At 62.1% G+C, this 25,077-nt stretch carries 26 protein-coding genes; 17 read left to right on the top strand and 9 right to left on the bottom strand.

What is annotated here, in order from left to right; genetic code table 11:
• Positions 1–125 precede the first annotated feature (125 nt).
• The 3 genes from PspS35_RS11640 (at position 126) to PspS35_RS11630 (ending at position 3,768) form a co-directional block, all read left to right on the top strand.
• Positions 126–515 carry a DUF2946 family protein gene (locus tag PspS35_RS11640; RefSeq protein WP_159934559.1) on the top strand — a complete coding sequence of 130 codons (390 nt, stop codon included), beginning with the start codon at positions 126–128 and terminating at the stop codon, positions 513–515.
• Between the two features lie 86 nt (positions 516–601).
• A complete protein-coding gene (locus tag PspS35_RS11635) occupies positions 602–2,671 on the top strand; it encodes a TonB-dependent receptor (RefSeq protein WP_159934557.1) in 2,070 nt (689 codons plus the stop codon).
• 233 nt (positions 2,672–2,904) lie between these two features.
• Complete coding sequence (locus PspS35_RS11630; RefSeq protein WP_159934555.1) at positions 2,905–3,768, top strand: sensor domain-containing diguanylate cyclase; 864 nt, start codon at positions 2,905–2,907, stop codon at positions 3,766–3,768.
• A 115-nt stretch (positions 3,769–3,883) separates the two neighbouring features.
• Here the strand turns inward: PspS35_RS11630 and PspS35_RS11625 are convergent, their stop codons facing one another.
• From PspS35_RS11625 to hpaA, 6 genes are all read right to left on the bottom strand, one after another.
• Entirely contained in the window at positions 3,884–5,347 is a 1,464-nt protein-coding gene (locus PspS35_RS11625) for an amidase family protein (protein WP_159934553.1), read from the bottom strand.
• A gap of 16 nt (positions 5,348–5,363) precedes the next feature.
• Positions 5,364–6,596 (bottom strand): MFS transporter, encoded by a 1,233-nt coding sequence (locus tag PspS35_RS11620; RefSeq protein WP_159934551.1) that lies wholly within the window; start codon positions 6,594–6,596, stop codon positions 5,364–5,366.
• A gap of 10 nt (positions 6,597–6,606) precedes the next feature.
• On the bottom strand, positions 6,607–7,539 hold the full coding sequence (locus PspS35_RS11615; protein WP_159934549.1) for a transporter: 933 nt from the start codon (positions 7,537–7,539) through the stop codon (positions 6,607–6,609).
• A 68-nt stretch (positions 7,540–7,607) separates the two neighbouring features.
• The gene (locus tag PspS35_RS11610) at positions 7,608–8,600 is read right to left on the bottom strand and encodes a helix-turn-helix domain-containing protein (protein WP_159934547.1); all 993 of its coding nucleotides are present in this window, start codon (positions 8,598–8,600) and stop codon (positions 7,608–7,610) included.
• 153 nt (positions 8,601–8,753) lie between these two features.
• Positions 8,754–9,176 carry a homoprotocatechuate degradation operon regulator HpaR gene (gene hpaR / locus PspS35_RS11605; RefSeq protein ID WP_159934545.1) on the bottom strand — a complete coding sequence of 141 codons (423 nt, stop codon included), beginning with the start codon at positions 9,174–9,176 and terminating at the stop codon, positions 8,754–8,756.
• Between the two features lie 171 nt (positions 9,177–9,347).
• Positions 9,348–10,253 carry a 4-hydroxyphenylacetate catabolism regulatory protein HpaA gene (gene hpaA, locus PspS35_RS11600; RefSeq protein WP_159934543.1) on the bottom strand — a complete coding sequence of 302 codons (906 nt, stop codon included), beginning with the start codon at positions 10,251–10,253 and terminating at the stop codon, positions 9,348–9,350.
• Positions 10,254–10,432: 179 nt separating this feature from the next.
• On the opposite strand from hpaA, the gene PspS35_RS11595 reads away from it, so the two are divergent.
• From PspS35_RS11595 to hpaI, 8 genes are all read left to right on the top strand, one after another.
• Entirely contained in the window at positions 10,433–11,101 is a 669-nt protein-coding gene (locus PspS35_RS11595) for a fumarylacetoacetate hydrolase family protein (protein ID WP_159934541.1), read from the top strand.
• Positions 11,098–11,868, top strand: coding sequence for a fumarylacetoacetate hydrolase family protein (locus PspS35_RS11590; RefSeq protein WP_159934539.1), 771 nt, complete (start codon positions 11,098–11,100; stop codon positions 11,866–11,868). Before PspS35_RS11595 ends, PspS35_RS11590 begins: the two co-directional genes overlap by 4 nt.
• Positions 11,869–11,873: 5 nt before the next feature.
• Positions 11,874–13,334, top strand: coding sequence for a 5-carboxymethyl-2-hydroxymuconate semialdehyde dehydrogenase (hpaE, locus tag PspS35_RS11585; RefSeq protein WP_159934537.1), 1,461 nt, complete (start codon positions 11,874–11,876; stop codon positions 13,332–13,334).
• Between the two features lie 50 nt (positions 13,335–13,384).
• Complete coding sequence (hpaD, locus tag PspS35_RS11580; RefSeq protein WP_159934535.1) at positions 13,385–14,242, top strand: 3,4-dihydroxyphenylacetate 2,3-dioxygenase; 858 nt, start codon at positions 13,385–13,387, stop codon at positions 14,240–14,242.
• A 45-nt stretch (positions 14,243–14,287) separates the two neighbouring features.
• A complete protein-coding gene (locus PspS35_RS11575; RefSeq protein WP_159934533.1) occupies positions 14,288–14,680 on the top strand; it encodes a 5-carboxymethyl-2-hydroxymuconate isomerase in 393 nt (130 codons plus the stop codon).
• Positions 14,681–14,779: 99 nt separating this feature from the next.
• Positions 14,780–16,084 (top strand): MFS transporter, encoded by a 1,305-nt coding sequence (locus PspS35_RS11570; RefSeq protein ID WP_159934531.1) that lies wholly within the window; start codon positions 14,780–14,782, stop codon positions 16,082–16,084.
• 12 nt (positions 16,085–16,096) lie between these two features.
• Positions 16,097–16,900 (top strand): 2-oxo-hept-4-ene-1,7-dioate hydratase, encoded by an 804-nt coding sequence (gene hpaH / locus PspS35_RS11565; protein WP_159934529.1) that lies wholly within the window; start codon positions 16,097–16,099, stop codon positions 16,898–16,900.
• Positions 16,901–16,914: 14 nt separating this feature from the next.
• Positions 16,915–17,718, top strand: coding sequence for a 4-hydroxy-2-oxoheptanedioate aldolase (hpaI, locus tag PspS35_RS11560; RefSeq protein WP_159934527.1), 804 nt, complete (start codon positions 16,915–16,917; stop codon positions 17,716–17,718).
• A 97-nt stretch (positions 17,719–17,815) separates the two neighbouring features.
• Here hpaI and hpaR (PspS35_RS11555) read toward each other — a convergent pair whose 3' ends face one another.
• A complete protein-coding gene (gene hpaR / locus PspS35_RS11555; protein WP_099584498.1) occupies positions 17,816–18,238 on the bottom strand; it encodes a homoprotocatechuate degradation operon regulator HpaR in 423 nt (140 codons plus the stop codon).
• A 238-nt stretch (positions 18,239–18,476) separates the two neighbouring features.
• Here hpaR (PspS35_RS11555) and PspS35_RS11550 point away from each other — a divergent pair, with 238 nt between their 5' ends.
• The 6 genes from PspS35_RS11550 (at position 18,477) to PspS35_RS11525 (ending at position 23,352) form a co-directional block, all read left to right on the top strand.
• Positions 18,477–19,775, top strand: coding sequence for an FAD-binding oxidoreductase (locus tag PspS35_RS11550; RefSeq protein WP_159934525.1), 1,299 nt, complete (start codon positions 18,477–18,479; stop codon positions 19,773–19,775).
• A 31-nt stretch (positions 19,776–19,806) separates the two neighbouring features.
• Positions 19,807–20,172 (top strand): cupin domain-containing protein, encoded by a 366-nt coding sequence (locus PspS35_RS11545; protein WP_159934523.1) that lies wholly within the window; start codon positions 19,807–19,809, stop codon positions 20,170–20,172.
• A 56-nt stretch (positions 20,173–20,228) separates the two neighbouring features.
• Positions 20,229–20,888 carry a LuxR C-terminal-related transcriptional regulator gene (locus PspS35_RS11540; RefSeq protein ID WP_159934521.1) on the top strand — a complete coding sequence of 220 codons (660 nt, stop codon included), beginning with the start codon at positions 20,229–20,231 and terminating at the stop codon, positions 20,886–20,888.
• Positions 20,889–20,974: 86 nt separating this feature from the next.
• Positions 20,975–21,796: a molybdenum cofactor biosynthesis F family protein gene (locus tag PspS35_RS11535; protein WP_159934519.1), complete on the top strand. Its 822-nt coding sequence runs from the start codon at positions 20,975–20,977 to the stop codon at positions 21,794–21,796.
• The gene (locus PspS35_RS11530) at positions 21,789–22,589 is read left to right on the top strand and encodes an SDR family oxidoreductase (RefSeq protein WP_159934517.1); all 801 of its coding nucleotides are present in this window, start codon (positions 21,789–21,791) and stop codon (positions 22,587–22,589) included. Before PspS35_RS11535 ends, PspS35_RS11530 begins: the two co-directional genes overlap by 8 nt.
• A complete protein-coding gene (locus PspS35_RS11525) occupies positions 22,582–23,352 on the top strand; it encodes an SDR family oxidoreductase (RefSeq protein WP_159934515.1) in 771 nt (256 codons plus the stop codon). Before PspS35_RS11530 ends, PspS35_RS11525 begins: the two co-directional genes overlap by 8 nt.
• 48 nt (positions 23,353–23,400) lie before the next feature.
• Here PspS35_RS11525 and PspS35_RS11520 read toward each other — a convergent pair whose 3' ends face one another.
• On the bottom strand, positions 23,401–24,015 hold the full coding sequence (locus PspS35_RS11520; RefSeq protein WP_159934513.1) for a TetR/AcrR family transcriptional regulator: 615 nt from the start codon (positions 24,013–24,015) through the stop codon (positions 23,401–23,403).
• Between the two features lie 15 nt (positions 24,016–24,030).
• A complete protein-coding gene (gene feaR, locus PspS35_RS11515; protein WP_159934511.1) occupies positions 24,031–24,993 on the bottom strand; it encodes a transcriptional regulator FeaR in 963 nt (320 codons plus the stop codon).
• Positions 24,994–25,077 lie beyond the last annotated feature (84 nt).

Genomic DNA, 25,077 nt, shown 5'->3' with positions numbered 1-25,077 from the left:
TGCCTTCACCTTTCACACGATGGTGACTCAACGGGCAGGAACTGCGGCGTAATAACGCACGGATGGACCTGTACTTCGCGCCCCAGTTACGGCTAAATATCCGCCCCTTTGCGTCGGCGTCATTCATGGCACTGTTCAAACGCATCAGCCCTTGGGTCGCCTGCCTGGCCCTGTTGCTGAACATGCTGGCAATGCCACTCAGTCGCGCCATGCAGACGCCGGATATCGGCTTGATGCTGTGGGGCGGGTTCTGCTCCGGGGGCACGGCACAAACACTGCCGCCCGGCTTCGATAAGCTGCTCGACCCGCTCAAGTCCGGCCCTTCGACCCCCGCGATGAAGCACGGCGATTGCTGCTGTGGCCATGCCGGGCTGGCGGCGCTGCCGAGCGACTATTACCGGCATTTGCTGCCGCGCTACGCCCCCGACACCGCCCTCGACAACCCTGTGTTGCCAACGCTGCACCCCAGGGTGCGCTGGCCCAGCCTGAGCCCCCGCGCCTCCCCTGTCGCCTGATCGTCCCAGAAACCCTGTGTATTTCGCCGCCCCGTGGGGGTGGCTGAACGTCCTTGAAGTTTTTTGTTCATCAGGAAGCGTGCCCTATGCCTGCTCCATTGACTCTGCCTCGCGCAAAGCGCGTCGCTGCGCCTTATTCATTGTTACCCCTGCTTTCGGCGGGCCTGTTTGCAGTCCACCCGTTGCTTCACGCCAGCGAGAACCCGGCCCTGACCCTCGGTACCGTGTCCGTCCAGGGCACTTCCGACGCCAGTGGCCCGCTGAGCACCAGCAGCGTGCTCAGTTCCGTGGATATCCTCGGTGCCGACATCCTGGAAAAGATGCCGGTCAACTACAGCTGGGAGCTGTTCAGCCGTGCGCCGGGGGTGATGCTCACGCAGTTCAACCAAGGCACCACCTCCGGCAAGATCTCCTTTCGCGGCTTCAACGGCGAAGGTGAAGTGAATGCGGTGAAGCTGTTGATCGACGGCATCCCCAGCAACAGCAACGACGGCAACATGCCGTTCATGGACATGATTTTCCCCCTGGAACTGGACAGCATCGAGGTGGTACGTGGCACCAGCGATCCGCGCTATGGCCTGAACAATATCGCCGGCAACGTCAACATGCTGACCCGCACCGGTGGCGAGTACACCAAGGCGCGGGTGCGTTATGGCAGCTACAACACCCAGGAAACGCAACTGGCCAAAGGCATCGAAGGCAGCAATTGGACGCAGAACTACTTCTTCGCCTACCAGAAATCCGATGGCTACCGCGATCATGGCGTTGCAGATAAATTTTCGATGTCCGGCAAATGGTTCTACACCCCGGACGACAACCGTTACCGCATCGGCCTGATTGCCCGCCACTACGAAACCGAGGCGCAAGAGCCCGGCTACTTGAGTGAAGACGACGCCCGCCACCACCCGACCATGACCAACAGTTACAACGCCACCGACAAAGGCACCCGGCGGATGAACCAGCTCAGCCTGCACCTGGACACGGAACTGGCCGACACCCTGTCCTGGTCGGCAAAAACCTACGTCAATACCTTTGACGACCGACGCTGGACCCAATACTGGCGCACCAGCGCCCAGCAGGAACGCGACGCCTACGAAACCCAGTACGGCGCCCTTACCAGCCTGACCTGGCGCCCGCAGGTCAGTGGGTTGTATGACTTTGCCCTGGAAGGCGGCGCAGACATTCAACAGCAACAGAACAAAAGCGAGCGCTACCGCACACACAATCGCGCGCGCCTGGCACAGACCCGCGACCAGCAATTTGACTTCGACACCTACGGCGCCTACGTCCAGGCCGAGATCAAACCGTTCGAATCACTGAAAATCATCCCGGCGTACCGCGTGGACAAGATCCAGGGCGACTTCACCAACGAGATGACCGGCATGGCTTACGACATCAACGACTACGGGCTGATCAAACAACCCAAGCTCAGCGTGGTGTACTCGCCCTGGACGGTCGCCAGCGTCTACGCCAACTGGGGCCGGACATTCCAGGTGGGCACGGGTGCTGCGGCCTACAAGATTCCACCGCGGGACACCGACCTGGCGCCGTCGATCAACGAAGGCTGGGAAACCGGCATCAAGTTCACCCCCGCCGATTGGATCGATGGCCGCGTGGCCTATTGGCAACAGCAAGCCAGTGGCGAAGTCAGCCGCCGGCTCAACGACCCGAGTGGCGAATCGGATAACGTCGGCGAAACCCGGCGCTGGGGCTACGACGCGCAGCTCAACCTGCGCCCCAATGACCGCACCGATATCTGGATGGCCTACGCCTGGCAATACTCGAAAATCCTCAAGCCCAGTGCGACCTTGCCCAATAGCAAAGGCCAGGAAATCGACCATATCCCCCATCACCTCTACAACGCCGGCGTGAGCTACAAAGCCACCCCCGCCCTGCAACTAAGCGCCTGGCTGAACGGCCAGACGAACTACTACCTCGAACGCGAAAACACCAAGGGCACCTACGGCGGCTACGTGTTGATGAACCTCGGCGCCACGTATCAGGTGACGCGGGCGGTCAGTGTCGACCTGCAACTGAAAAACCTCACCAACCGCTACTACGCGTATGCCTGGTATGACCCGGACGGTGCCCGGGCCTCGTTGCATTCGCCGGGCGATGGCCGTGCGCTGTATACCGGGGTGACGCTGGACTTCTGATAGCGAGGGCAGTCGCAGGGACGGTGTTGCGTCCCTGCGACGATGACGTCCATGCGATACCGCTCGGTCGCACGGCGCCCAGCGCATGATTGGATCCGATTCACTGATGGCCACGCCGCAACAGAAGCCGGCCTAGACCGCGACAGAAGGCACAACAATTTGCAGGATTGCCCATCGCCTCTGTTCATGATCGGGCTATGATCGGCCGATATGAACCGGACGCCCGATGACCCATGCCCGTTGACCTGCAAGCTCTCTACCCCAAACTGATCAACCTGATGCTGGATACGGTCTTTGTCGTCGACAGTGACAACCAGATCGTCTTTGTCAGCGATGCCTGCCAGGCACTGCTCGGCTACCGTGCCGACGAACTGATTGGCACCTTGATCACCCGCTACATGCACCCTGAAGACCTCGCACGCACCCGGGCCTCCATTGTCCGTGTCATGAATGGCCAGCCCCATGTGGACTTTCGCAACCGTTATCTGCGCAAGGACGGCAGCGTCGTGCACATTTTATGGGCAGCCTTCTGGTCCGAAGAGGTGGGCGCACGGATCGGTGTCGCACGGGACGTGACTGCCCTCACCCAGGCCGAGGAAGAGTTACGTTTCCTCGCCCATCATGATCCGCTGACGGCCCTCACCAACCGGTCGCTGTTCAATGATCGGCTGGACCGCGCCCTGCAAACCGCACAGGTCCACAACCAGAGACTGGCGTTGCTGTTTCTGGACATCAACGACTTCAAGGGCATCAATGACATGTATGGCCATGCTATGGGCGATCGTGTGCTGTGTGTGATCGCACGGCGTTTGGAGCGTTGCGTACGCGAGAGCGACCTGGTGGCCCGGATGGGCGGTGACGAATTCACCGTGCTGCTGACGGACATCCCATCCCAGGAAGCAATTGCCGCCAAGGTGGCGCAGATCCTCGCAGTCATGGCCGAGCCGCTGAGTGCCGAGTTTGGCGCGGTGAAGATGCCGTCCTGCAGTGTCGGCGTGGCGTTGTACCCGGTAGACGGCAAGGATGCCGACATGCTGCTCAGCCATGCCGACGACGATATGTACCGGATAAAAAGGCAACGCTTTGCAACCGAGTGACAACGGCACCCTGGCCCACACCGCTTAAAAAAACTCTGGCCTCGATGTCAGCAGCGCCTGGACCGGTTGAGGCAAATCGCTCCAGGCACGCTAGGCATTCTGCAGCCTATGCGCCTTACAGCCCCTGAGCGGACAACCGGCAGGCATTGACCGGCGGTACGCGACCACGCCAGGGCTGGGCGCGCTCCAGTTGCGCGGCCAGGGCGAGCAACGTGCTTTCCTCGCCAAAACGACCGGCGAAGTGGGCGCCCATCGGCAGGCCGGCTGCGCTCCAGTGCAAGGGCACTGACATCGCCGGTTGCCCGCTGGCGTTGAACAAGGCGGTAAACGGCGAGTAGCTGTGGAACCGCTCGATCAGCTCATCGAGGCTCAAGCGGTCGTCCTGCAAGTCCAGCTCCCCAATCGGTGCCGGTTCACGGGCCAGGGTCGGTGTGAGGATCAGGTCGTAATCCTGCATGAACACCGCCAACTGCCGGCCCAAACCGTGAATCCACTCCACTGCGCCCGCATACTGAGCCCCGCTGACATGGCCCTTGCTGCGCAAAATAATCCGGGTGCGCGCCTCGAGCTCTTCGGGCTGTACCGCAAAACCGCGCATCTGGCCCAGCACGTCGAGATAGTGACGCGTACTGGCGCCAATGATGGTGAAGACCTGGTCGAGAAATGCCGGCAGTGCCACCGGCAGATTCACCGGCTCAACCCGATGGCCCAGGGATTGGCACAACCGGGCAGCCTCCTGCACCGACGCCAGCGCTTCGCTGGAGGTCGGCCACGGTCCGAGTTGCTCCACCAGCGCGATACGCAGCGGTCGTGGGTCGCGCTGCAACGCCGAAACATAGGGCTGCGCCTGCATCGGTGCGGCATAGGGTGCGCCGAGGTCGATACCCGCCGTAGCATCCAGCAAGGCGGCACTGTCACGCACCGACAAGGTGATCCCATGGGGCGTGCCCATGCCGGCCCAGCCTTCGCCGACCATCGGCCCGGATGGCAGCAACCCGCGACTCGGCTTGAGGCCAAACACCCCGCAGCAGGACGCCGGCACACGCAAGGAGCCGCCGCCATCGTTGCCGTGGGCAAACGGCACGACACGCGCCGCCACCAAGGCGGCCGCGCCGCCGCTGGAGCCGCCCGCACTGTGGCCGGTGCTCCAGGGGTTGCGCGTAGCGCCAAAACGCGTGGATTCGGTGGAGTACGACGTGCCGAATTCGGGCGAGGTGCTGGTGCCTGCAATCACGCAACCGGCACGGCGCAGGCGGGTCACCAGTTCGGCTTCAAAATCTGCGCGAAACCCTCCCAGCGCCTGGGAACCGTTGGTCATTGCCGCGCCGTTGACCGGCGAAAACAAGTCCTTGATCAAAGTCGGTACGCCAGCGAACACGCCTTGGCCGGGCGGCAATGTGCGGGCAGTTTCACGGGCTGACTCGTACAGACGCTCGGCCACCGCATTGAGCTGCGGCTCGACCCGTTCAATCCGATCAATCACCGCTTCAAGCAACTCGCCGGGGTGTACTTCGCCACGGCGGACCCATTCGGCCAGCCCGGTAGCGTCCTCGCGGTCCAACAAATTCTGGATGTCCATGTTCCTCTCCTCTTGATTACGAATGACTTGACCCGAAGGCACCGGGAACCGTTTTGCGGCGGGCGTACAGGCCTGCCAGCGCCCAGATCGCTGCCGAGGCAAAGCTGGCCAGCGCCAGCCACTGGATAGAGGTGCGCAGGTCACCGGCGTAGACACCCAGCAGCGCCACCACCAGCGGGCTGACAAATTGGCCGAAATACAGGCAAGACGTGAACCCGCCCAGGCCGCGCCCACGTGTCCGGGCACTCAAGGCATTCATGACCGGCGCCATCACGTTGGGCACCAACAGCCCGGCGCCCAGGCCGTGAATCAGCACCGCCACCAGCACCGCGTTGTAGCTTTGCCCGCGCATCAGCAACCACAGCCCCAACCCGAGCAGGGTCAGCAATAACGCATTGCAACCGACGATACCGATGCGTCGACGCAGCAATGGCCAGGCCAGCGAACCGCCCAGGGTCGCCAGCAAACCCAACCCCGCCGACAGCCCGATCAACGTGCTGGAGGTCACGCCCAGGCCGACCAGCAGAATCGGTGCCTGGATCGGCACGATAAAACTCAGGACCATCCCGCTGAGGATCAGCAGGTAACCCAGCACCAACGGCACCACGGCTACCCTGCCCTGCTCGGGTTCGTCGAGGGATTGCGGGCGGGTATCCGGCTCCCACAGCACCTTCATCATCAGTGGCACCAGCAACAATGGCAGCAGGTACAGCAGGAACGGCAGACGCCAGGAATGCTCGCCCAGCGCGCCGCCCACTACAAAGAACAGCGAGCCCACCAGGCCGACGGTGACGACCTGCCGATTGATGTAGCGCAAGCGTTCCTCACCGTGCCAATAGTCGGCAATCAGCGTGGCGCAGCAGGTCATCACAGCGGCTTCGGCGCAGCCGAACAACAGGCGAACACCGACGATGGACTGCAAGTTATCCAACAGTGCCGGCAAGGCGCCGAGCACCGCATACAGCAAGGTCGCGATGACCAGCAACGCCTTGCGCCCCACCCGGTCGGCCAACCATCCGGCCAACGGCGCGCACAGGGCAATCGCCAATGCCGGCCCAGTAACCGCCAGGGGCACCAGCAAGTCGGCGCGAGGCTCCAGCGGGCCAAACGTGGCACCAAGCTTGGGCAGGATCGGCGCAACCATGACCGCGCCCATGATGGTCAGGCTGCTGCCGAGCATCAGCACCAACCCTTCACGGCGCCCGGTGGCTTGCCGCGGTGGTGCGCATTCAGAACGTGATGGATTCATGGCCAGCCCCTTAAAAGCTTTGAGAAATACGCAGCGCCACGGTGTAACCCTCAGCACGGTTGCGGGCATCGGTTTCCTTGTAGGCGTGCAGCCAGACCGGAGGCAAGCCGGGCTTGAAGTAACTCACCGCAGGCCCCACCGCCAGCACCCGCGCCCGATTGCCCGACTGCAACCCTGGCGCATCGTCATCGCTGAACTGTCGGTAGTAGTAACCGCCCAGGCCCAGCGTCCACGGCCCCACGTGCTGGCCCACGGCAAACTCATGCCGGTACTCCACACCGTTTTTGTAATCGGTGGCGGGGTTACGGGTGTTGACGTCGACTTCAAAGCTTGAGGAAACCTCGAAGCCACTGTCGGAGAGGTAGGTGGCGTTGACGATCGGCGAGAACGTCCAGTGATTGAGGCCAGGGGAAATCAGACGATTCTTGTCGTAGTCACCGGTCGGCGCCTGGATCTGCAATTGCGTGTTGATGAACAGGTTCGGCGAGAGGTTCCATTGCAGGATCACCGGCAGAAATTGCATGTCGGCCATCCTGAACGGATCGGCCTCCAGGCTCAGCGGCCCGACCGGCGTCGGCACCTTGACGGAAGCGTCCATCTTGAAAAACGGCACCACCACGCCAAACCCATAGTTGGCGCCCAGTACGGTGTGATCGGTCATGCGCATGTAGGCGACGCCAATCGACAAGACATCCAGCGAGAAATGGTTGTCGATCGAGCGGCCGTTGCGATCCTTCTGCACGTTGGCCGAGTAGAAGGCCGTGCGCAGCCCCACCGTGCCGAATGGCGTTGCCGGTGGCATCATCCCTGCGCCGAAGTCATACACACCGACGGCAGTGGTCGGCGCGCCGTTTTCGGTGGCCTGGACGCTGGCGCAGCAACCGAGCAGCCCCAGGGTGAACAGCGTCGTGCGTGCGGCGCCGGCTTTATTGTTATGAATCATCGAATGCCCCTCCCATCAAGTGGTGTGGGTCATCCTAGGCAGGAGCACCGTGGGCGGGTTATCCGTTTTCAGCAGAGTTGCGTGCGGCGCAGCGTCTGCGAGGGGGTTTCGCCAAACAGGGTCCGGTAGTCTCCGGAGAACCGGCTCAAATGCCAGAAGCCCCAGCGTGCGGCCACATCCTGTACACCCTGGGATGGGTGGCTCATTCGCAGTTCACGGCGCACTGCATTGAGGCGCAATGCACGTAAATAAGCCACAGGGTTGATCCCCAGGGTTTCCTGGAAACAGTATTGGAGTTTGCGCCGGCTGGCGCCGATGTGGTTGCACAGATCAAGGATCGACAACGGCTCGTCGAGATGACTCAGCGCGTATTCCCGCGCGCGGTCGACCATTCGTTTGCGGGCAGTGGGGTTGAGCGGGGGTGCCTGGTCCGGTGCAATCAACTCCAGCACGTGCACCATCACCGCATCCCGTATGCCACGCCGGATCGAGTCGTGCCCAAGCAGCGCATCCCGCGCCTGGTCGCAGGCTGACAGCTCTGCGAACAACGCCGCGAGTTCAGGCTGCACAGACGAGTTACCCAAGCGGTAACACTTGGGAAGATCGGTAATTCGAAATTCACTGCCCTGACGCTCCAGCACATGCTCCAGCGCGTGCTCTTCAATGGCCACGCTCAGCAGATCCAGATGCTGGGGCGTGTGCAACTCGGGCAGATTTTCACCGTGGGCAACCAACAGGCTCGGCTCGTGGATCGGATGCCCTGAGCAATACACCGGGCCATCGGCACTCAACGGAATGCTGAAGGTGATTGCACCTTTCCAGGCCATACCACTTTTTATCATGGCCTGGTTAGAGCGGTCGCGGGCCAGTTGCATCCAGTCCGAACTGAACGCCACCAATTCCCCTTCAAAGGCCCCCGCAGACAATTGATCGTAGCGAACCTGCCAGCCATGCATATTGCGGGCGTGCTCATCGATGTCGCTGGTCAGAAAACGCTGGAGGGGTGGCGCCGAGTGGACAACCACCGGAGCCTCGGGCATCAGCCCATTATTGTTGTTCATTGACCCAACCTTTTTCAGTTGCAAGGCTTACCGGTCAGATACAAGGCAAGTTCCATTCCGAACTCAGGTGGTGCAGCGCATATGTGCCGAAAACGGATAGCGGGAGGCGCCAACCGAGGCAAATACGTTTACTTGTTAATTAAATTACAGCCTTCAAGGTTTTATATTTTTCAGCTCGTTGAGCAAGCCCAGCAGTTGCTCCATTTTTTCGGCGCCAAACTGCGCCTCGATTTTCTGGTAGTTGCTTTCCATGCCGTCACTCATGGAGACAAAGCACTGTTGACCACGCTCGGTAAGGGCGACGAAGACCCGCCGCTGATCCTGGCTGGACTTGTGTCGACGCACCAGGCCATCGCGTTCCAGGCGGCTCAACACCCCGGTCATGCTCGGCTTGAGGATGCATGCCTGCTGGGCGAGTTGATGGCTTTCGAGCTCACCCTGCTGGCGCAGGATGCGAATCACCCGCCACTGCTGTTCGGTCAGCTCATGCTGGTTCAGGGCGGGCCGGAAAAAAGCCATCGCGGCTTCACGGGCTTGCAGCAAGGTCAGGGTCAGCGAAGGTCGAGGGTTGGCCATAGCGGCACCAGTTGGAGGGGCGAGTCGGCAGCTTAGTGTCGCGTGCCTGCAGGTGCAAGCCTGTGAAAAGTGCAATCGGTTCTGCGTAAAAGCCATTCTGTCGCAGCGCTGCGCTGGTCATGCTGATCCGTACAAGATCAACAAGACCAAGGCGCACGGCCCATGCCTGGCTTAACGCAAGCCCAGTTGTCGCTGGCGGTACTCCCCCGGAGTGAGCTGTGCGTAGCGCTGGAAAAACCGGCTGAAATAAGCCGGGTCCTTGAACCCGAGCTGGTAGCAGATCTCGTTGGCGGAGCTGCCGGTGAACATCAGCAGGCGCTTGGCCTCTTGCATCAAGCGCTCCAGGATCAGGCGTTTGGACGGCAGGTCGGCGATGCGCCGGCACACATCGTTGAGCCGCGCCTCGGTCACCCCGATGCCTTGCGCATAGCGGGACAACGGCCAGTGCTGCTGGTAGTGCGCTTCAATCAGCTCGTTGAAACGGTGGAAGATCCTCAAGTCTTCGTGCCGCGCAGGCGTGGCCTTCAGCGAGTGCGAGCACAACCGCAACAGGCTGATCATGATCAAGCGCGTCAGGCTCTCCAGCGCCGCAGTGTGCCCTGGGCGCTGGGCGTCGACCTCTTCGCTGAGGGCCTCGAACAGAAAATCCAGACGGCGGATTTCACTCGCGTCATGCGGCCCCAACTGCGCCAGCGCGACACACGCGGCCGGCAGTTGCGCACCGGCCGGCGCCAGGCTGGGGTCGGCATCGATCAGTTGCCAGACCAGTTGCTGGCGCACCGTCAACACATGCCCGTCGCTGTCGGCCTCGGTCACAAAGGAATGCGGCACGGTGGGCGGCGTGAGAAAGAACATCGGCCCCCCCTCGACGTACTGCAGGTCGTCCAGATACACCCGCACCGTGCCGCTTTTGACGTAGTGAACCTGGAAGAACCGGTCATGCCGGTGCACCGGCATATTGCGCCCGAAAAAACCCGCCAGGTTGGCCAACCGGTCGTAATGGACCTGCGCGTCGCTGTAGCGCTGGTCATACACCTGGCCAATGTTGATGTTCGGGATGGGTTGTCGGTCGCTCATCGCACGCTACTCGTTTTTATTCTGGTTGCCGGGGGTACAGCCACGTTCATCCTGCACCGAATCGGGCAGCACAACCACCGCATCGAGAGTGTGCCACGCTTGACGATAGTTAACATCTTAATTATAACTGTTAACACATTAACGAAATACAGGGCCCCGTGGCTCTGCCAGGAGAAAGCATGAGCCGTGCGTTGCATGACGTCGCCACCGGCACCCTTTTTGGTGTGGCACTGAACTACCAGGGGTTGCTGACACAGCGCCTCGCCGAGTTCGAACAGCCGCCGTATCAGAAGCCGCCGCTCAAGCCGGTGCTGTTTATCAAGACGCCCAACACCCGCAACCAGCATGGCGCCGCGGTGGTGCACCCAGGCCAGGGCGAACGCCTGCAACCCGGCCCGGCCCTGGGGGTAGTGATGGGCAAGAGCGCCAGTCGTGTCAGCGCGGCCAACGCACTCGACTACGTGGCCGGCTACACCATCGTCAATGAGTTCAGCCTGCCGGAAGACAGCTACTACCGCCCCGCCGTCAAAGCCAAATGCCGCGATGGTTTCTGCGCCATCGGGCCCGAGCTGATACCCACGGCGCAGGTCTCGAACCCGCACAATCTCGCGATCACCCTGTACGTCAACGGCGAGATTCGCCAGCAAAACACCACGGCCAACTTCGTGCGCAACATTGCACTGCTGATCGCCGAGATCAGCGAATTCATGACCCTGCACGCGGGCGATGTGCTGATCACCGGCACCCCGGAAGGTCGCGTCGATGTGCAGCCGGGCGACACCGTAGACGTTGAAATCAGCGGCCTGGGCCGCCTGGTCAATCACATCAAGGCGCAGGAGCTCTCATGAAACACGCCCGTATTCGCTTTGAAGGTGAAGTCCATTCGGTACAGGTCGAAGCTGAAAACGCCGTACGCCTGGCTGACGGCCGCCTGCTGGCAGAAGACCAGGTGCAGTGGCTGCCACCGGCCACCGGCAGCATGTTTGCCCTGGGCCTGAACTACGCCGATCACGCCGCCGAGCTGGCCTTCACGCCACCCACCGAGCCATTGGCCTTCATCAAGTCACCAGGCACCTACACCGGCCATAACCAAGTGACCTGGCGGCCGGACAACGTCGCCTACATGCACTACGAGTGCGAACTGGTGGCCGTCATCGGCAAGCCGGCACGCAACGTCAAGCGCGCAGACGCCCTGGACTACGTGGCCGGCTACACGGTGTGCAACGACTACGCGATCCGCGACTACCTGGAAAACTACTACCGCCCCAACCTGCGCGTGAAAAACCGCGACGCCACCACACCTGTCGGTCCCTGGATCGTCGATGTGGCCGATGTGCCGGACCCGAGCAACCTGACCCTGCGCACCTGGATCAACGGTGAACTGCGCCAGGAAGGCAGCACCCGCGACATGATCTTCGACATTCCCTACCTGATCGAATACCTGTCCAGCTTCATGACCTTGCAGCCCGGCGACATGATCGCCACCGGCACGCCCGAGGGCCTGGCCGATGTGGTGCCGGGCGATGAAGTAATCGTGGAAGTCGAAGGCGTCGGCCGCCTGGTCAACCGAATTGTCAGCGAAGCGGCGTTCTTCAGCGCCCGTAAAGAGGCTTGAGCAGCATGATCAAACATTGGATCAACGGCCGTGAGGTCGAAAGCAAAGACGTGTTCGTCAACTACAACCCGGCCACCGGCGACGCCATTGGTGAAGTGGCCGCCGGCGGCGCCGAAGAAGTGGCCCAGGCCGTGGCAGCGGCCAAGGAAGCCTTTCCGAAATGGGCGGGCACACCCGCGAAAGAACGTGCGCGCTTGATGCGCAAACTTGGCGAACTGATCGAACAGAACGTGCCCCACCTGGCCGAACTGGAAACCCTCGACACCGGCCTGCCGATCCACCAGACGAAAAACGTGTTGATTCCACGGGCGTCGCACAACTTCGACTTCTTCGCCGAAGTCTGCACACGCATGGACGGCCACAGCTACCCGGTCGATGACCAGATGCTCAACTACACCCTGTACCAACCGGTGGGGGTGTGCGCGCTGGTGTCGCCGTGGAACGTACCGTTCATGACGGCCACCTGGAAGACCGCGCCGTGCCTGGCGCTGGGCAACACCGCCGTGTTGAAGATGTCTGAATTGTCGCCACTGACCGCCAACGAACTCGGGCGCCTGGCCGTTGAAGCCGGCATCCCCAACGGCGTGTTGAACGTGATCCAGGGCTACGGCGCCACGGCCGGTGATGCGTTGGTACGCCACCCGGACGTGCGCGCGATTTCCTTCACCGGCGGCACCGCCACCGGCAAGAAGATCATGCAGACCGCCGGCCTGAAAAAATACTCCATGGAACTGGGCGGCAAGTCGCCGGTGCTGATCTTCGAAGACGCCGACCTGGAACGCGCCCTCGACGCCGCGCTGTTTACGATTTTTTCCCTCAACGGCGAACGCTGCACCGCCGGCAGCCGGATCTTTATCCAGGAAAGCGTGTACCCGCAATTCGTCGCCGAGTTTGCCGCCCGCGCCAAACGCTTGATCGTCGGCGACCCGCAAGACCCGAAGACCCAGGTCGGTTCGATGATCACCCAGGCCCACTACGACAAGGTCACCGGCTATATCAAGATCGGCCTCGAAGAAGGCGCCACCCTCCTCGCCGGCGGCCTGGAGCGTCCGGCCAACTTGCCGGCGCACTTGAGCAAAGGCCAGTTCATCCAGCCGACGGTGTTCGCCGACGTAAACAACACCATGCGCATTGCCCAGGAAGAAATCTTCGGCCCGGTGGTGTGCCTGATTCCCTTCAAGGACGAAGCCCAAGCCCTCAAGCTGGCCAACGAAACCGAGTATGGCCTGGCGTCGTACATCTGGACCCAGGACATCGGCAAGGCGCATCGTCTGGCCTATGGCATCGAAGCCGGCATGGTGTTCATCAACAGCCAGAACGTGCGCGACCTGCGTCAGCCGTTCGGTGGGGTGAAAGGCTCTGGCACCGGCCGTGAAGGCGGCCAGTACAGCTTCGAGGTGTTCGCCGAGATCAAGAACGTGTGTATCTCGATGGGCAGTCATCACATTCCGCGCTGGGGCGTCTGAATACCACCAGAACGCCCTAAGACAACAACAACAATTTCAGGAGCATCATCATGGGCGAAGTCGTCCTGGCAGCGAAAATCTGCCACGTACCCTCGATGTATTTGTCGGAGCTGCCCGGCAAACACCACGGTTGCCGTGAAGCGGCGATTGCCGGCCACAAGGAGATCGGGCGCCGCGCCCGCGAACTGGGCGCCGACACCGCCGTGGTGTTCGACGTGCACTGGCTGGTCAACAGCGCCTATCACGTCAACAGTGGCGAGCATTTCAAGGGCACCTACACCAGCAACGAGCTGCCGCACTTCATCAAGAACATGGACTACGAATACCCCGGCTGCCCTGAGCTCGGCGAACTGATCGCCGCCGAAGCCAACGCGGCCGACATACGCACCCTGGCCCACAACATCCCGAGCCTTGAGCTGGAATACGGCACATTGGTGCCGATGCGCTACATGCACATGGGCGTGCCGGACGATCAAAAACTCAACGTGGTGTCGATTGCTGCCTGGTGCGCCTGGCATCGCCTGCAAGACAGCTTCGCGTTTGGTGCCGCCGTGCGCCGCGCCATCGAAAAGAGCGACCGCAAAGTCGTGGTGCTGGCCTCGGGTTCGCTGTCACACCGGTTCTCCGACGACCGCAATGCCGAAGCCAACATCCATAACTGGACACGTGAGTTCGACAAACAAGTCGACCTGCATGTGGTGGAACTGTGGCGCCAGGGCCGTTGGAAAGAGTTCTGCGCCATGCTCCCGGACTATGCCGAGCACTGTTTCGGCGAAGGCAAGATGCATGACACCGCGATGCTCCTTGGGCTGCTCGGCGGGCCGGACTACGACAAGCCTGCCGAGATCATCACCGCGCCGTTCGGCAGCTCCGGCACCGGGCAGATCAACGCCATTTTCCCTGTTTGACCCTATGGCCGCACGGTCCCTCCGTGCGGTCTGAAGGAGCCGTTCATGCCCCACTTCATCGCTGAGTACACCGACAACATCGAGCAGCAGGCAGACCTGCCCGGCCTGTTTGCAAAAGTCCACGCCACCCTGGGCGACAGCGGCGTATTCCCGCTGGGCGGCATCCGCAGCCGTGGCGTGCGCCTGGACACCTGGCGCATGGCCGACGGCAAGCATGACTACGCCTTCGTGCACATGACGCTCAAGGTCGGCCACGGCCGCGACCTGGTGACCCGCCAGCAAATCGCCGAACAGCTCTTCGACGTGATCACCGAACACTTCGCCCAGCTCCAGGCCCAACGCCTGCTGGCCCTGTCGTTCGAAATGGTCGAACTGCACGAACAGCTCAACTTCAAGCAAAACAACGTGCACGCCTTCCTCAAGGCGCAGCCCGGCTAAACAGACCCTGCCCACTACCGGTACGAGCGTGCCGCGCCAAAAAGCAGCGTGCACCGCCCGTTCAACCCATCGGCCTTCTCAGACAAAAAGTATAAAACCATGAGCACAGCCCAAACCGCCGAGCCCCTCGGCAGCGTCGCCCGCGACCGCACCCACGCCACCATCACCTGGCGGCTGATGCCGCTGTTGTTGATCTGCTACCTCTTCGCCCACCTCGACCGCATCAACATCGGCTTCGCCAAGATGCAGATGAGCGCCGACCTGAATTTCAGCGACACGGTCTACGGGTTCGGCGCCGGGCTGTTCTTTGTGGCTTACGCGTTGTTCGGCGTACCGAGCAACATGGCCCTGGACCGCGTCGGTCCGAGGCGCTGGATCGCCACGCTGATGGTGGTGTGGGGCGCGTTGTCGACCTGCATGTTCATGGTCGACGGCGCCACGGGTTTCTACGTACTGCGCTTTTTGCTCGGAGTGGCCGAGGCGGGTTTCTTCCCTGGCATCCTGGTCTACCTGAACCGCTGGTACCCGGCCGGTCGGCGTGCCCAGGTCACCGCCTTGTTTGCGATTGCGGTGCCCATGGCCGGGGTGGTTGGCGGGCCGCTGTCGGGCGGCATTCTTGAGCACTTTCATGACCTGGGCAGCCTGCGTGGCTGGCAGTGGATGTTCGTCATCGAGGGCACGCCGGTCATCCTGCTCGGGCTGGTGGTGCTCAAGTGCCTGCCGGACAGTTTCGAAGCCGTCACCTGGCTCACGCCTGGGCAAAAACAACAACTGCGCGAGCAACTGCACAGCGAAGAACAGCGCAAATCCATCACCTCGTTCTCGGCCATTTTGCGTAACCACCAGGTGTGGCTGCTGGTGGCGGTCTATTTCGCGGTGATGCTGGCAGTCAACACCCTGGCGTTCTGGATGCCGACACTGATCCACGGCGCTGGCGTCGGCAGCGACGGCAAGGTCGGGTTGCTCAGCGCGGTGCCGTACCTGGCCGGCTGTTTTTTCATGATCGGCTGCGGGCGCTCGTCGGATCGCCAGCGTGAACGCCGCTGGCACCTGTGCGTGCCTTTGCTGATGTCGGCGGCGGGCATTGCCATCGCCGGGCTCGCCCCCGCCAACCCGGCGCTGGTGCTGGGCGGCCTGATCCTCGCCGGCATGGGCGCCAGCGCCGCGTTGCCGATGTTCTGGCAGTTGCCGCCGGCGTTCCTGTCCAACACCACCCAGGCCGCCGGTATTGCCTTGATCAGTTCCTTTGGCAGCATCGCGTCCTTTTTCGCGCCGTACCTGATCGGTTGGGTGCGCGACACCACCCATAGCGCCAGCCTGGCCCTCTACGCCCTGGCGCTGCTCATTGCCCTCGGTGGCCTGCTGGTGCTACGCACCCAGGCGGCCATCGTCAACCCTCACTAAGAGATTCTTGTCATGCTTGATCAACAGCTCATCCAACAAGCCGCCGCGCGCCTGGACCAGGCCGAACGCTCTCGGGAACAGGTACGCCAGTTTTCCCTGGAGCATCCAGCGATCACCCTCGAAGACGCCTACGCCATCCAGCGCGCCTGGGTTGCGCAAAAGATCAAGGACGGGCGCAAGCTGGTCGGCCACAAGATCGGCCTGACCTCCCGCGCCATGCAAGTGTCGTCCAACATCACCGAGCCGGATTACGGTGCGCTGCTCGATGACATGTTCTTCGACGAAGGCACCGACATTCCCTTCGAGCGCTTTATCGTGCCGCGGGTCGAAGTGGAGTTGGCGTTCATCCTGGGCAAGCCGCTCAAAGGCCCCAACGTGACGGTGTTCGATGTACTGGACGCCACCGAGTGGGTGATCCCGGCACTGGAGATCATCGATGCACGCATCCAGCAGGTCGACCCGCACACCAACGCCACCCGCAAGGTGTTCGACACCATCTCCGACAACGCCGCCAACGCCGGCGTGGTCATGGGTGGGCGCGCCGTGCGCCCCACCGAAATCGACCTGCGCAAGGTGCCCGCGGTGCTCTACCGCAACGGCGTGATCGAAGAGTCCGGCGTATCGGCCGCGGTGCTCAATCACCCGGCCAAGGGCGTGGCCTGGCTCGCCAACAAACTGTCCGCCTATGACGTGACCCTGCAACCCGGGCAAATCATCCTCGGCGGCTCCTTCACCCGCCCAGTGGCGGCCAACCCTGGCGATACCTTCCATGTCGACTACGACATGCTGGGTTCGATTGCCTGCCGCTTCGTTTAACCGGAGATCGCTCGATGGATATGCCTATCAACACCTTCAAACAGCGCCTGCGCAGCGGTGAAGCCCAGATCGGCCTGTGGCTGGGATTATCCGATGCCTACTGCGCGGAACTGGCCGCCAACGCCGGCTTCGACTGGCTGCTGATCGACGGCGAACACGCGCCCAACGACCTGCGCGGCATGCTCGGCCAGCTCCAGGCCGTGGCGCCCTACTCCAGCCATCCGGTGATTCGTCCGGTCATTGGCGACACTGCGCTGATCAAGCAAGTGCTCGACATCGGCGTACAGACGTTGCTGGTGCCCATGGTGGAAAGCGCCGCGCAGGCACGGGAACTGGTCAAAGCGATTCACTACCCACCCAACGGCGTGCGCGGGGTCGGCAGTGCGTTGGCACGGGCGTCGCGCTGGAACAGCATTGCCGGTTATCTCGACCAGGCCGATGCGCAGATGTGCCTGCTGGTGCAGATCGAAAGCCGTGAAGGGTTGGCCAACCTGGACGCGATTGCAGCGGTAGAAGGCGTCGATGGTGTGTTTATCGGGCCGGCGGACCTCAGTGCATCCATGGGCTATCGCGGCAACCCTGGGCACCCCGAGGTGCAGGCGGCGATTGAAGATGCCATTGCCCGTATCCGCAGCGCGGGCAAGGCCGCCGGCATTCTCAGCGCCGATCAGGCGTTGGCGCGGCGTTATCTGGAGTTGGGTGCCGCGTTCGTCGCGGTAGGCGTGGACACCACAGTGCTCATGCGTGGGCTGCAAAGCCTGGCGGCGGCGTTCAAGGGTTCGGCAGCACCCGCCAGCGCAGCCGGTGCAATCTACTGAGGACTATTGGGATAGCGATCAAAAAACCCCATGCGCCCCGTGCCCGGATACCGTCTTGGCCCGCACCGGGCGCTTGCCTGGTGAGGGTCTACTGCACTCAGCGCTTCAGGGTTTTGAGCTCATTGAGCAAGGTCAGCAATGTCTGCAACTTCTCCTCGCCAAAGCCCGCCTGCAAACGCTGATAATTGGCCTCCATGCACTGGCTCATCGAGGCAAAACACGCCTGCCCTTTCTCCGCCAGCCGCACCAGCACGCGCCGTTGATCCTGTTGCGCCTTGCGCCGTTCAACCATGCCCGCCGCCTCCATGCGCACCAGCACCCCGGTCATGCTCGGCTTGAGGATGCACGCCAGCTCTGCCAAACGATTAATCTCCAGCTCATCGTGCTGGCTCAGGATGCGAATGACCCGCCATTGCTGTTCGGTCAAACCGTGTTGGTTAAGCGAAGGACGAAAAAACCCCATGGCGGCTTCACGCGCATGGAGCAAAGTGAGGGTCAAGGATTGGCGCGGTTTGGGCATGGGTACAGGCGTCGCAATTGGTTAACAGATTAACAACATTCTAACACCGGCGACTGATCGCCGTGTGCAGCTTTACCGCCTGGGCGGGTTCGTAGTGGAGAGTGGCAGCCAGGGTCAAGACCGACGGCACACAGAATCAAGACACCTACCGCTCGGAAGGCAGTTAATACACCTCAACAGGCACAGAGCTTCTTGTCGGCTCTGCAGTGAGTTCCCCTTCACTTTTCCAGGCTGCGCCATGATCAATATCGAAACGCCGACCTACTACTCGGCAACCAAGAAATACAACCTCAGCTTCCCGACCCTCGAACAGGACGTGGAAGCCGATGTGGTGGTGATTGGTGGCGGTTTCTCCGGCATCAACACCGCCCTGGAGCTTGCTGAAAAAGGCATCACCAATATTGTGGTGCTCGAAGCGCGCTACCTGGGCTTTGGTGGCACGGGCCGCAACGGCGGGCAGATCATGGCGGGGATCGGCCATGACCTGGAGAAGATCAAGCAACAAGTCGGCGACGAAGGCCTGCGCCAGATCTTTGAAATCAGCGAGCTGGGCGCCGGCATCATCAAGGATCGCATCGCCAAGTATTCGATCGACGCCGACTTCTGCCACGGCTACGGCTACATGGGTTTCAACGCCCGCCAGGAAAAAACCCTGCGCGCCTGGGAGAAGGACTTCAAGTCGATCAATACCAAGGACGAAATCCGTTTCATGGCCGGCTCCGAGGTCAAGCAGATCATTGGTTCCGACGCCTACAGCAGCGCGTTGCTGCACATGGGCGGCGGGCATGTGCACTCACTCAACCTGCTACTGGGCGAAGCCAAGGCGCTGGCCGGCCACGGTGTGCGCATCTTCGAGCACAGCCCGGCGCTGGAGGTCAGCTATGGCGAGCGCATCACCGTGCGCACCGGACGCGGCTCGGTCAAGGCATCCAAGTTGCTGTGGGCCTGCGACAGCTTCCTCAACAAACTCGAACCCGAACTGCACAAGACCACCGTCAACACCTACGCCTTCCAGCTGATGACCGAACCGCTGTCGGACGAAATGATCCAGCGCATCAGCCCGATCCGCGGCGCCTACAGCGATATTCGGCCGGTGATCGACTACTACCGTGTCACCAACGAGAACCGCCTGCTGTTTGGTGCCGCCACGCCGTTCGTCGAGCACATCCCACTGGACCTCAAGGCCTGGAACCGCAACCTGATGCTCAAGATCTTCCCGTACCTCAAGGACGTGAAGATCGACTTGGCCTGGGGCGGCCCCATGGCCACCGGCGCCAACCTGTTTCCGCAGATCGGCACCCTCAGCGGTCGCCCCAACGCGTTCTACGTGCAGGGCTACGCCGGTTTTGGCGTGACGCCCAGCCACATCATCTGCAAGGTGTTGGCCGAAGGCATGAGCGAGGGCTCCTCGCGCTACGACCTGATCAGTTCGGTCAAGCATGCGCAAATCCTGGGCAAGGATCATATCCGCCCACTGCTGCTGACCGCCGGCAAAAGCCTTCATCAATTGTCGGGTTACTTCAACGGCCGCCGTTGATTCCCACCCTATCCATCACAGGAGAACTGCCATGCCCGTTACGACGCTCAAGAAAGATATCCAATTAGCCGACCTCGATGCCTGGGGCACGGTTGCCGACCTCGGCTCCGAGATCCTCGAAGGTGAAGTCAAAGCCTTCGGCAAAATGACCTTTGGCGCACCGACCGATCCGGTCAGCAGTGCCTATTTCGGTACCACCCAGGGCAAGTTCCGGATGGTCTACCCGTTCGCCGAACAAGCCACCGTGGTCACCGGCGAGGTGGTATTGACCGATGAAAGCACCGGCCAGAGCACCCGCTACAAAGCCGGCGACAGCTGGTTCGTGACCAAGGGCACCCCGGTGCTGTGGGAGATTGTCAGCGAGAGTTTTGTGAAGCACTATTTCGCGGTTGTCTGATGGTTCTGCCTGCCGGCTGCGGTCGGCAGCGTTTTCTCCGGCGCAGGTGACCGACCATGCACGCCCTCCCCGCTCAGGAAGTCGCCGGCCGCTGCCTGCAGGCTTTCACCCAACTCGTGCCCGCCAGCCAGGCGGCGTTCTACTGTGTCGACCGACAGCTGCAAGCCCGCGACTTCCGGCTGCACGGCATGAGCGGCGAGATGCACCGCGATTACCTGGACAACTACCGCCAATTCGACCCCTTGCAGCCGCGCAATTGCCTGTCCACCGGGCTGGCCGTGGTGCCGCTGGGCTTGGCCATGGCCAGGCAGCCCCTGCGTGACAGCCGCCGCTACCGCGACTTTCTGGCGCGCTACGGTGTGGTCGATGTGGTAGAGATCGTCGCCCATCGTGCCGACCAGCCCCAGGCCGCCATTTCGTTGCTGCGCACTGCGGCACAGGGCGCCTTTACCCTCGACCAACTGACCCAACTCAATGCCCTGCAGGCCTTGCTGCAACTGGCGGTGACCAATATGCAGCCGTGTGACGACGCACTGGCCGGGTTCACCCCCAAAGAGCGCCAGATCGCCTGGTTGCTGCGCCAAGGCGCGAGCAACAAGCAACTGGCCCAGGAGCTGGACGTCGGCCTGCCCACCATCAAGACCCACCTGATTCACCTGTTTCGCAAGGCGGGCGTCAGCAGCCGTACCGAGTTGGTGGCTGCGCTGTTTCTATGACGCCGGCTCAACCATTCGGTTGATAGGCGGGCGCGCTGCTCCACCCCATGCTCCGGGTTGTCCATTCCACCCACCGGAGCCATGCAATGACCCACCCATCCGACTGGATCACCGTAGGCGCGCTCGCCGACGGTTTCGCCCCTGAGGCGTTTATCCTGCCCAACCTTGCCGAGCTCAACAGCAAGACCTTCACCCTGTATTTCGCCAACGGCTGGCAAATCGAGCACCGCTTTGAAACCGAAGCGCTGCACTGGCACGCCACTGACGGCCATTCCAGCGGCTCGGCCGCGTACCGCGCCACCTCGGTGCGACCAGGGCTGTATCTGGTCGACTTCATCAAGCACGAAGCCGGCCAGGCCTGGTCGATCAGCCTGGTGCTGGATACCACCACGGCGTCGTTCACCGCCGTGATCGGGCGCATGCCCAGTCGCGAGCAGACCGAGGAAGGCCTCTACAGCCGCGCCCTGGCGGGCAAGGCGCTGACCTCGGTTGAAGTGGATTTCCTGCACGGCAGCCTGGGCCAACCCTGGCAGCCCGGCCATTGCCCCCACGCGCCGACCCAGGAACTGACCGGCTTGCGCAACCTGTACCGCTACAGCCCCAGCGAAGTCTATGAGCACCTCTACCTGAACGATCAGTTCTACGCCTGGCAGTGCCTCAAGGGCGTGGAGCAAGGCCTGTGCGATACCGACCGCTGCCACTACTACAAGATCGCCGATCAGCTGTACCTGTTCGTCTGGCGCGAAAAAATCATCCCGACGCTGGGCCTGGTACTGATCGACCTGCAACAGCACCGCAGCGACGGCAAGATCTTCGGCTATGCCGGTGCGTCCTTCGATGCGCTGTCGAACTTCCCGATCAGCTCTTACTGCCAAGTGCTCAACCGCACGGAGTATCCCGATGCCTGATCCTCGTACCGTGGTCATCACCGGTGCCGGCACCGGCATCGGTGCAGCCTGCGCCCGGCTGTACGCCGCCGAGGGCGCCAACCTGGTCTTGATCGGCCGGCGTCGCGAGCCGCTGGAGCGCGTTGCCGGGGAAACCGGCGGGCTGATCCTGGTCGGCGATGCGGCCTGCCCGGACACGTGGGAAGGTTTTATCACGCAGATTCGTGCGCGCTTTGGTCGCCTCGATGTGCTGCTAGCCTGCGCCGGTGGGCATGGCGTGGGCAGCGCCACACAGACCCGCCCTGCTACCTGGGAGGCGGCCCTGCGCAGCAACCTGGACAGCGCGTTCTACAGCGCCCGTGCCTGCCTGCCACTGTTGATCGAAAGCGCCGGCAATATCGTCCTGCTCGGCTCTATCGCTTCCCTCGCCGCCGGGCCTGAAGTCTGTGGTTACACCACCGCCAAGCATGCGTTGCTCGGGCTCAATCGCTCCCTGGCACGGGACTACGGGCCACGCGGGGTGCGAGTCAATGCCGTGTGTCCGGGGTGGGTTACCACGCCGATGGCCGATGAAGAAATGCAGCCGTTGATGAACGCCTATGGCGACACGCTGCCACAAGCCTATGCCCGCGTGTGCGCCGACGTGCCGTTGCGACGGCCTGCCAGTGCTGACGAAATCGCCAAGGTGTGCCGCTTCCTCGCCAGCCCTGATGCCTCGATCATCACCGGCGCAAGCGTAGTCGCCGACGGCGGTTCGAGCATCGTCGATGTGCCGACGCTGGCCTTTGCCCATCTGGAGAGCGCCCATGCGTGAAGACTTGAATTTCAGCGGCAAAACCGTGCTGGTCACCGGCGGCGCCCAGGGTATTGGCCAAGCCATCGTCGAAGCGTTCGCCTGGCGTGGTGCACGGGTGATGATCGCGGACCTGCGCCTGGCACAAGCCCAGGCACTGGCCGACGGCTTGTGTGCGCGAGGCTGCGTGGTCGAAGCCATCGCGCTTGACCTGGCGGACGCCAGTGCCGTGTTCGACGTGATCAAGGGCATCGACCAGGGCTGGGGTCGGCTGGATGTGGTGGTACACAACGCCGGCTATTTCCCGTTGACCGCCTTTGCGCAGATCACCCCTGCGGTGCTGGAACGCACGCTGGCAGTCAACCTTTCGGCGCTGTTCTGGCTGACCCAGGCCGCGCTGCCGATGTTTGAGCGTCAAGGCGGTGGCTGCGTGCTGGTCACGTCATCGGTCACAGGGCCACGGGTTGCCTATCCGGGGCTCAGCCACTACGCGGCGTCAAAGGCCGGGGTCAACGGGTTTATCCGCAATGCCGCGCTGGAACTGGCGGCTTACCAGGTGCGCGTCAACGGCGTGGAGCCAGGAATGATCGCTACGCCGGCCATGAGCAACCTGGGCGACGACGACGTCAACGCCGATATTGCCAGCCGCGTGCCCCTGGGACGACTCGGTGCCGCTCAGGATATTGCCGGGGCGATGCTGTTCCTGGCGTCGGACCTGGCGACCTACATCACCGGGCAGACCATCGTGGTGGATGGCGGGTCGACGTTGCCCGAGGTGAAATAACCTCAGCCGAATCAAATATGGGAGGGGCTTGCCCCTCCTACCTGTTGATCATGTCCGCGTGCAATAGCGCTCGGCGCTTTCCAGCATCGACAGTGAATCACTGAACACCCGCGACAACGCCGCAAGCCGTCTGACGTAGCCCTCGGCGGTCGAATAGATCAACTCCACATGCAGGCTGTCGACGATGCCCAGGTAGGCGTCACCAAACACCTCAAGCGCCTCGGGCTGTACCGTGCTGTATCGACCTTGCGCCGCCGCCTGAAAGTCTTGGCGTATGCAGGCCAGGTAACCCTCAAACCCTGCGGTGATGACGCTGCGAATCTGCGCCGGCGGAAAGTACGCCGTGCGCAATAGAAAACGCAGGTGCGCCGAGCCTTCGTAGCGCCCGATCAAGCGTTCAAGGTGCACGTGCCCCGGCATCCCCGAGTACCCCGCCTCCTCCTGGAAACAGCGCGCGATGTGCTGATGCTCATGGTCCAGGGCAATCTGGAAGACCGTCTGGAACAGGGCATCCTTGCTCACAAAGTGTGCATACAACGAGGCCTTGCGCATGCCCGCCCCGGCTGCGATTTCGCTCAGCGACGAGGCGTCGTAGCCGTGGTCGGCGAAGTGTTCGACCGCCACCGCACAAATGTTACTGGCCGACAGGCTGAGCGCTTTCATTGATCGACGCAGAACCTATGCCGCACCGACCGCTTGCTGCAGGTGGGTCGAACGAAAGTCCTTGGGCGACAGCTCGAATTGTTTCTTGAACGAACGGCTGAAGTGCGCTGAATCGGTGAAGCCCCACTTGTAGGCGATCGAGGTGATCGACTCACTCTTGAGAAACGGGTTGGTCAGATCATCCGCACTGCGCTTGAGCCGTGCTCGCTGGATATAGCGGCAGACGCTGTCGTCCTGCTCTTCGAACAAGCGGTACAAATGCCGCACCGAGATATTCAACCGGTTGGCCAGGCCCACGGGGCTCAAGCCCGGTTGGGTCAGGGACTCGTCGATGACTTTCTGCACGTAGCTGCGCAGGTTGCTGCCTTGCAACGATGCGCTGCTGTCACCCTGGGTGTCCTGCATGTCAAAGGCCGAACCCAGCAAAGACACAAAGGCCGCCTGCAGGGCCTGCGCTTCTTCCATCGAATCCTGGCCTTGCAGCCCTTCCCTGCACAGTTGGTCCATCAACACATGGAGCATCCGCCCACAGGCTTTGCTCGACGAGATCTTGCCGAAGGTTTTCGAGGCGTTGCCCAGTTGCTTGCACACTTCGTTACGCGAGAGCGACAGCGACGCATGCTCGATCAGGCCAAACGGGCTGATCTCGATGGAGCCGGTGGAGTCCATCAGCAACATGTCACCTGGGGCCAGTTGGATGACCTCGCCGTTCTGGGTGATCTGGCAGTAGCCGCTGCGCTGGCTGACGAGGAAACAATGCTGGTCGATGTCGTGATCGGCGTTGGGCCGTCCGCGCTTGATCAGGCCGGCATTGGTGCGCAAGGAGGCCAGTGACAGGCAGCCCCGGGACAGCGTGGACACCTCACCGATGAACAGCGAACGGTTAAAGGCCAGTTCCGTCTCGAAATGGCCGCAGGCCGCTCGCAGATCCTGAGTCCAGGTGTCCAATCCAGGGTGCGCAGATTGATAGGTGCTCATGGCAACTCCACAGTGGCTTCTTGTTTTTGTCGGCCAATAGTTAACATGTTATCTATATAGGCGCAACAACTACGTAGTGCCGAC

The organism is Pseudomonas sp. S35, assembly GCF_009866765.1.
GTDB lineage: Bacteria > Pseudomonadota > Gammaproteobacteria > Pseudomonadales > Pseudomonadaceae > Aquipseudomonas.
The sequence above is the reverse complement of the archived record's forward strand: the minus strand, read 5'-3'. Positions and strand labels throughout refer to the sequence as shown.

Bases quoted from the DNA above. Each gene is read 5' to 3' on its own strand.
- hpaR (WP_099584498.1), bottom strand. From the start codon at position 18,238: ATGCCCAAACCGCGCCAATCCTTGACCCTCACTTTGCTCCATGCGCGT.
- hpaE (WP_159934537.1), top strand. From the start codon at position 11,874: ATGATCAAACATTGGATCAACGGCCGTGAGGTCGAAAGCAAAGACGTG.
- PspS35_RS11540 (WP_159934521.1), top strand. From the start codon at position 20,229: ATGCACGCCCTCCCCGCTCAGGAAGTCGCCGGCCGCTGCCTGCAGGCT.
- PspS35_RS11545 (WP_159934523.1), top strand. From the start codon at position 19,807: ATGCCCGTTACGACGCTCAAGAAAGATATCCAATTAGCCGACCTCGAT.
- PspS35_RS11620 (WP_159934551.1), bottom strand. From the start codon at position 6,596: ATGAATCCATCACGTTCTGAATGCGCACCACCGCGGCAAGCCACCGGG.
- PspS35_RS11550 (WP_159934525.1), top strand. From the start codon at position 18,477: ATGATCAATATCGAAACGCCGACCTACTACTCGGCAACCAAGAAATAC.
- PspS35_RS11530 (WP_159934517.1), top strand. From the start codon at position 21,789: ATGCCTGATCCTCGTACCGTGGTCATCACCGGTGCCGGCACCGGCATC.
- PspS35_RS11525 (WP_159934515.1), top strand. From the start codon at position 22,582: ATGCGTGAAGACTTGAATTTCAGCGGCAAAACCGTGCTGGTCACCGGC.
- PspS35_RS11610 (WP_159934547.1), bottom strand. From the start codon at position 8,600: ATGAACAACAATAATGGGCTGATGCCCGAGGCTCCGGTGGTTGTCCAC.
- PspS35_RS11640 (WP_159934559.1), top strand. From the start codon at position 126: ATGGCACTGTTCAAACGCATCAGCCCTTGGGTCGCCTGCCTGGCCCTG.
- PspS35_RS11625 (WP_159934553.1), bottom strand. From the start codon at position 5,347: ATGGACATCCAGAATTTGTTGGACCGCGAGGACGCTACCGGGCTGGCC.
- hpaR (WP_159934545.1), bottom strand. From the start codon at position 9,176: ATGGCCAACCCTCGACCTTCGCTGACCCTGACCTTGCTGCAAGCCCGT.
- PspS35_RS11575 (WP_159934533.1), top strand. From the start codon at position 14,288: ATGCCCCACTTCATCGCTGAGTACACCGACAACATCGAGCAGCAGGCA.
- feaR (WP_159934511.1), bottom strand. From the start codon at position 24,993: ATGAGCACCTATCAATCTGCGCACCCTGGATTGGACACCTGGACTCAG.
- hpaH (WP_159934529.1), top strand. From the start codon at position 16,097: ATGCTTGATCAACAGCTCATCCAACAAGCCGCCGCGCGCCTGGACCAG.
- PspS35_RS11595 (WP_159934541.1), top strand. From the start codon at position 10,433: ATGAGCCGTGCGTTGCATGACGTCGCCACCGGCACCCTTTTTGGTGTG.
- PspS35_RS11570 (WP_159934531.1), top strand. From the start codon at position 14,780: ATGAGCACAGCCCAAACCGCCGAGCCCCTCGGCAGCGTCGCCCGCGAC.
- PspS35_RS11590 (WP_159934539.1), top strand. From the start codon at position 11,098: ATGAAACACGCCCGTATTCGCTTTGAAGGTGAAGTCCATTCGGTACAG.
- PspS35_RS11630 (WP_159934555.1), top strand. From the start codon at position 2,905: ATGCCCGTTGACCTGCAAGCTCTCTACCCCAAACTGATCAACCTGATG.
- hpaD (WP_159934535.1), top strand. From the start codon at position 13,385: ATGGGCGAAGTCGTCCTGGCAGCGAAAATCTGCCACGTACCCTCGATG.
- PspS35_RS11635 (WP_159934557.1), top strand. From the start codon at position 602: ATGCCTGCTCCATTGACTCTGCCTCGCGCAAAGCGCGTCGCTGCGCCT.
- hpaI (WP_159934527.1), top strand. From the start codon at position 16,915: ATGGATATGCCTATCAACACCTTCAAACAGCGCCTGCGCAGCGGTGAA.
- hpaA (WP_159934543.1), bottom strand. From the start codon at position 10,253: ATGAGCGACCGACAACCCATCCCGAACATCAACATTGGCCAGGTGTAT.
- PspS35_RS11535 (WP_159934519.1), top strand. From the start codon at position 20,975: ATGACCCACCCATCCGACTGGATCACCGTAGGCGCGCTCGCCGACGGT.
- PspS35_RS11520 (WP_159934513.1), bottom strand. From the start codon at position 24,015: ATGAAAGCGCTCAGCCTGTCGGCCAGTAACATTTGTGCGGTGGCGGTC.
- PspS35_RS11615 (WP_159934549.1), bottom strand. From the start codon at position 7,539: ATGATTCATAACAATAAAGCCGGCGCCGCACGCACGACGCTGTTCACC.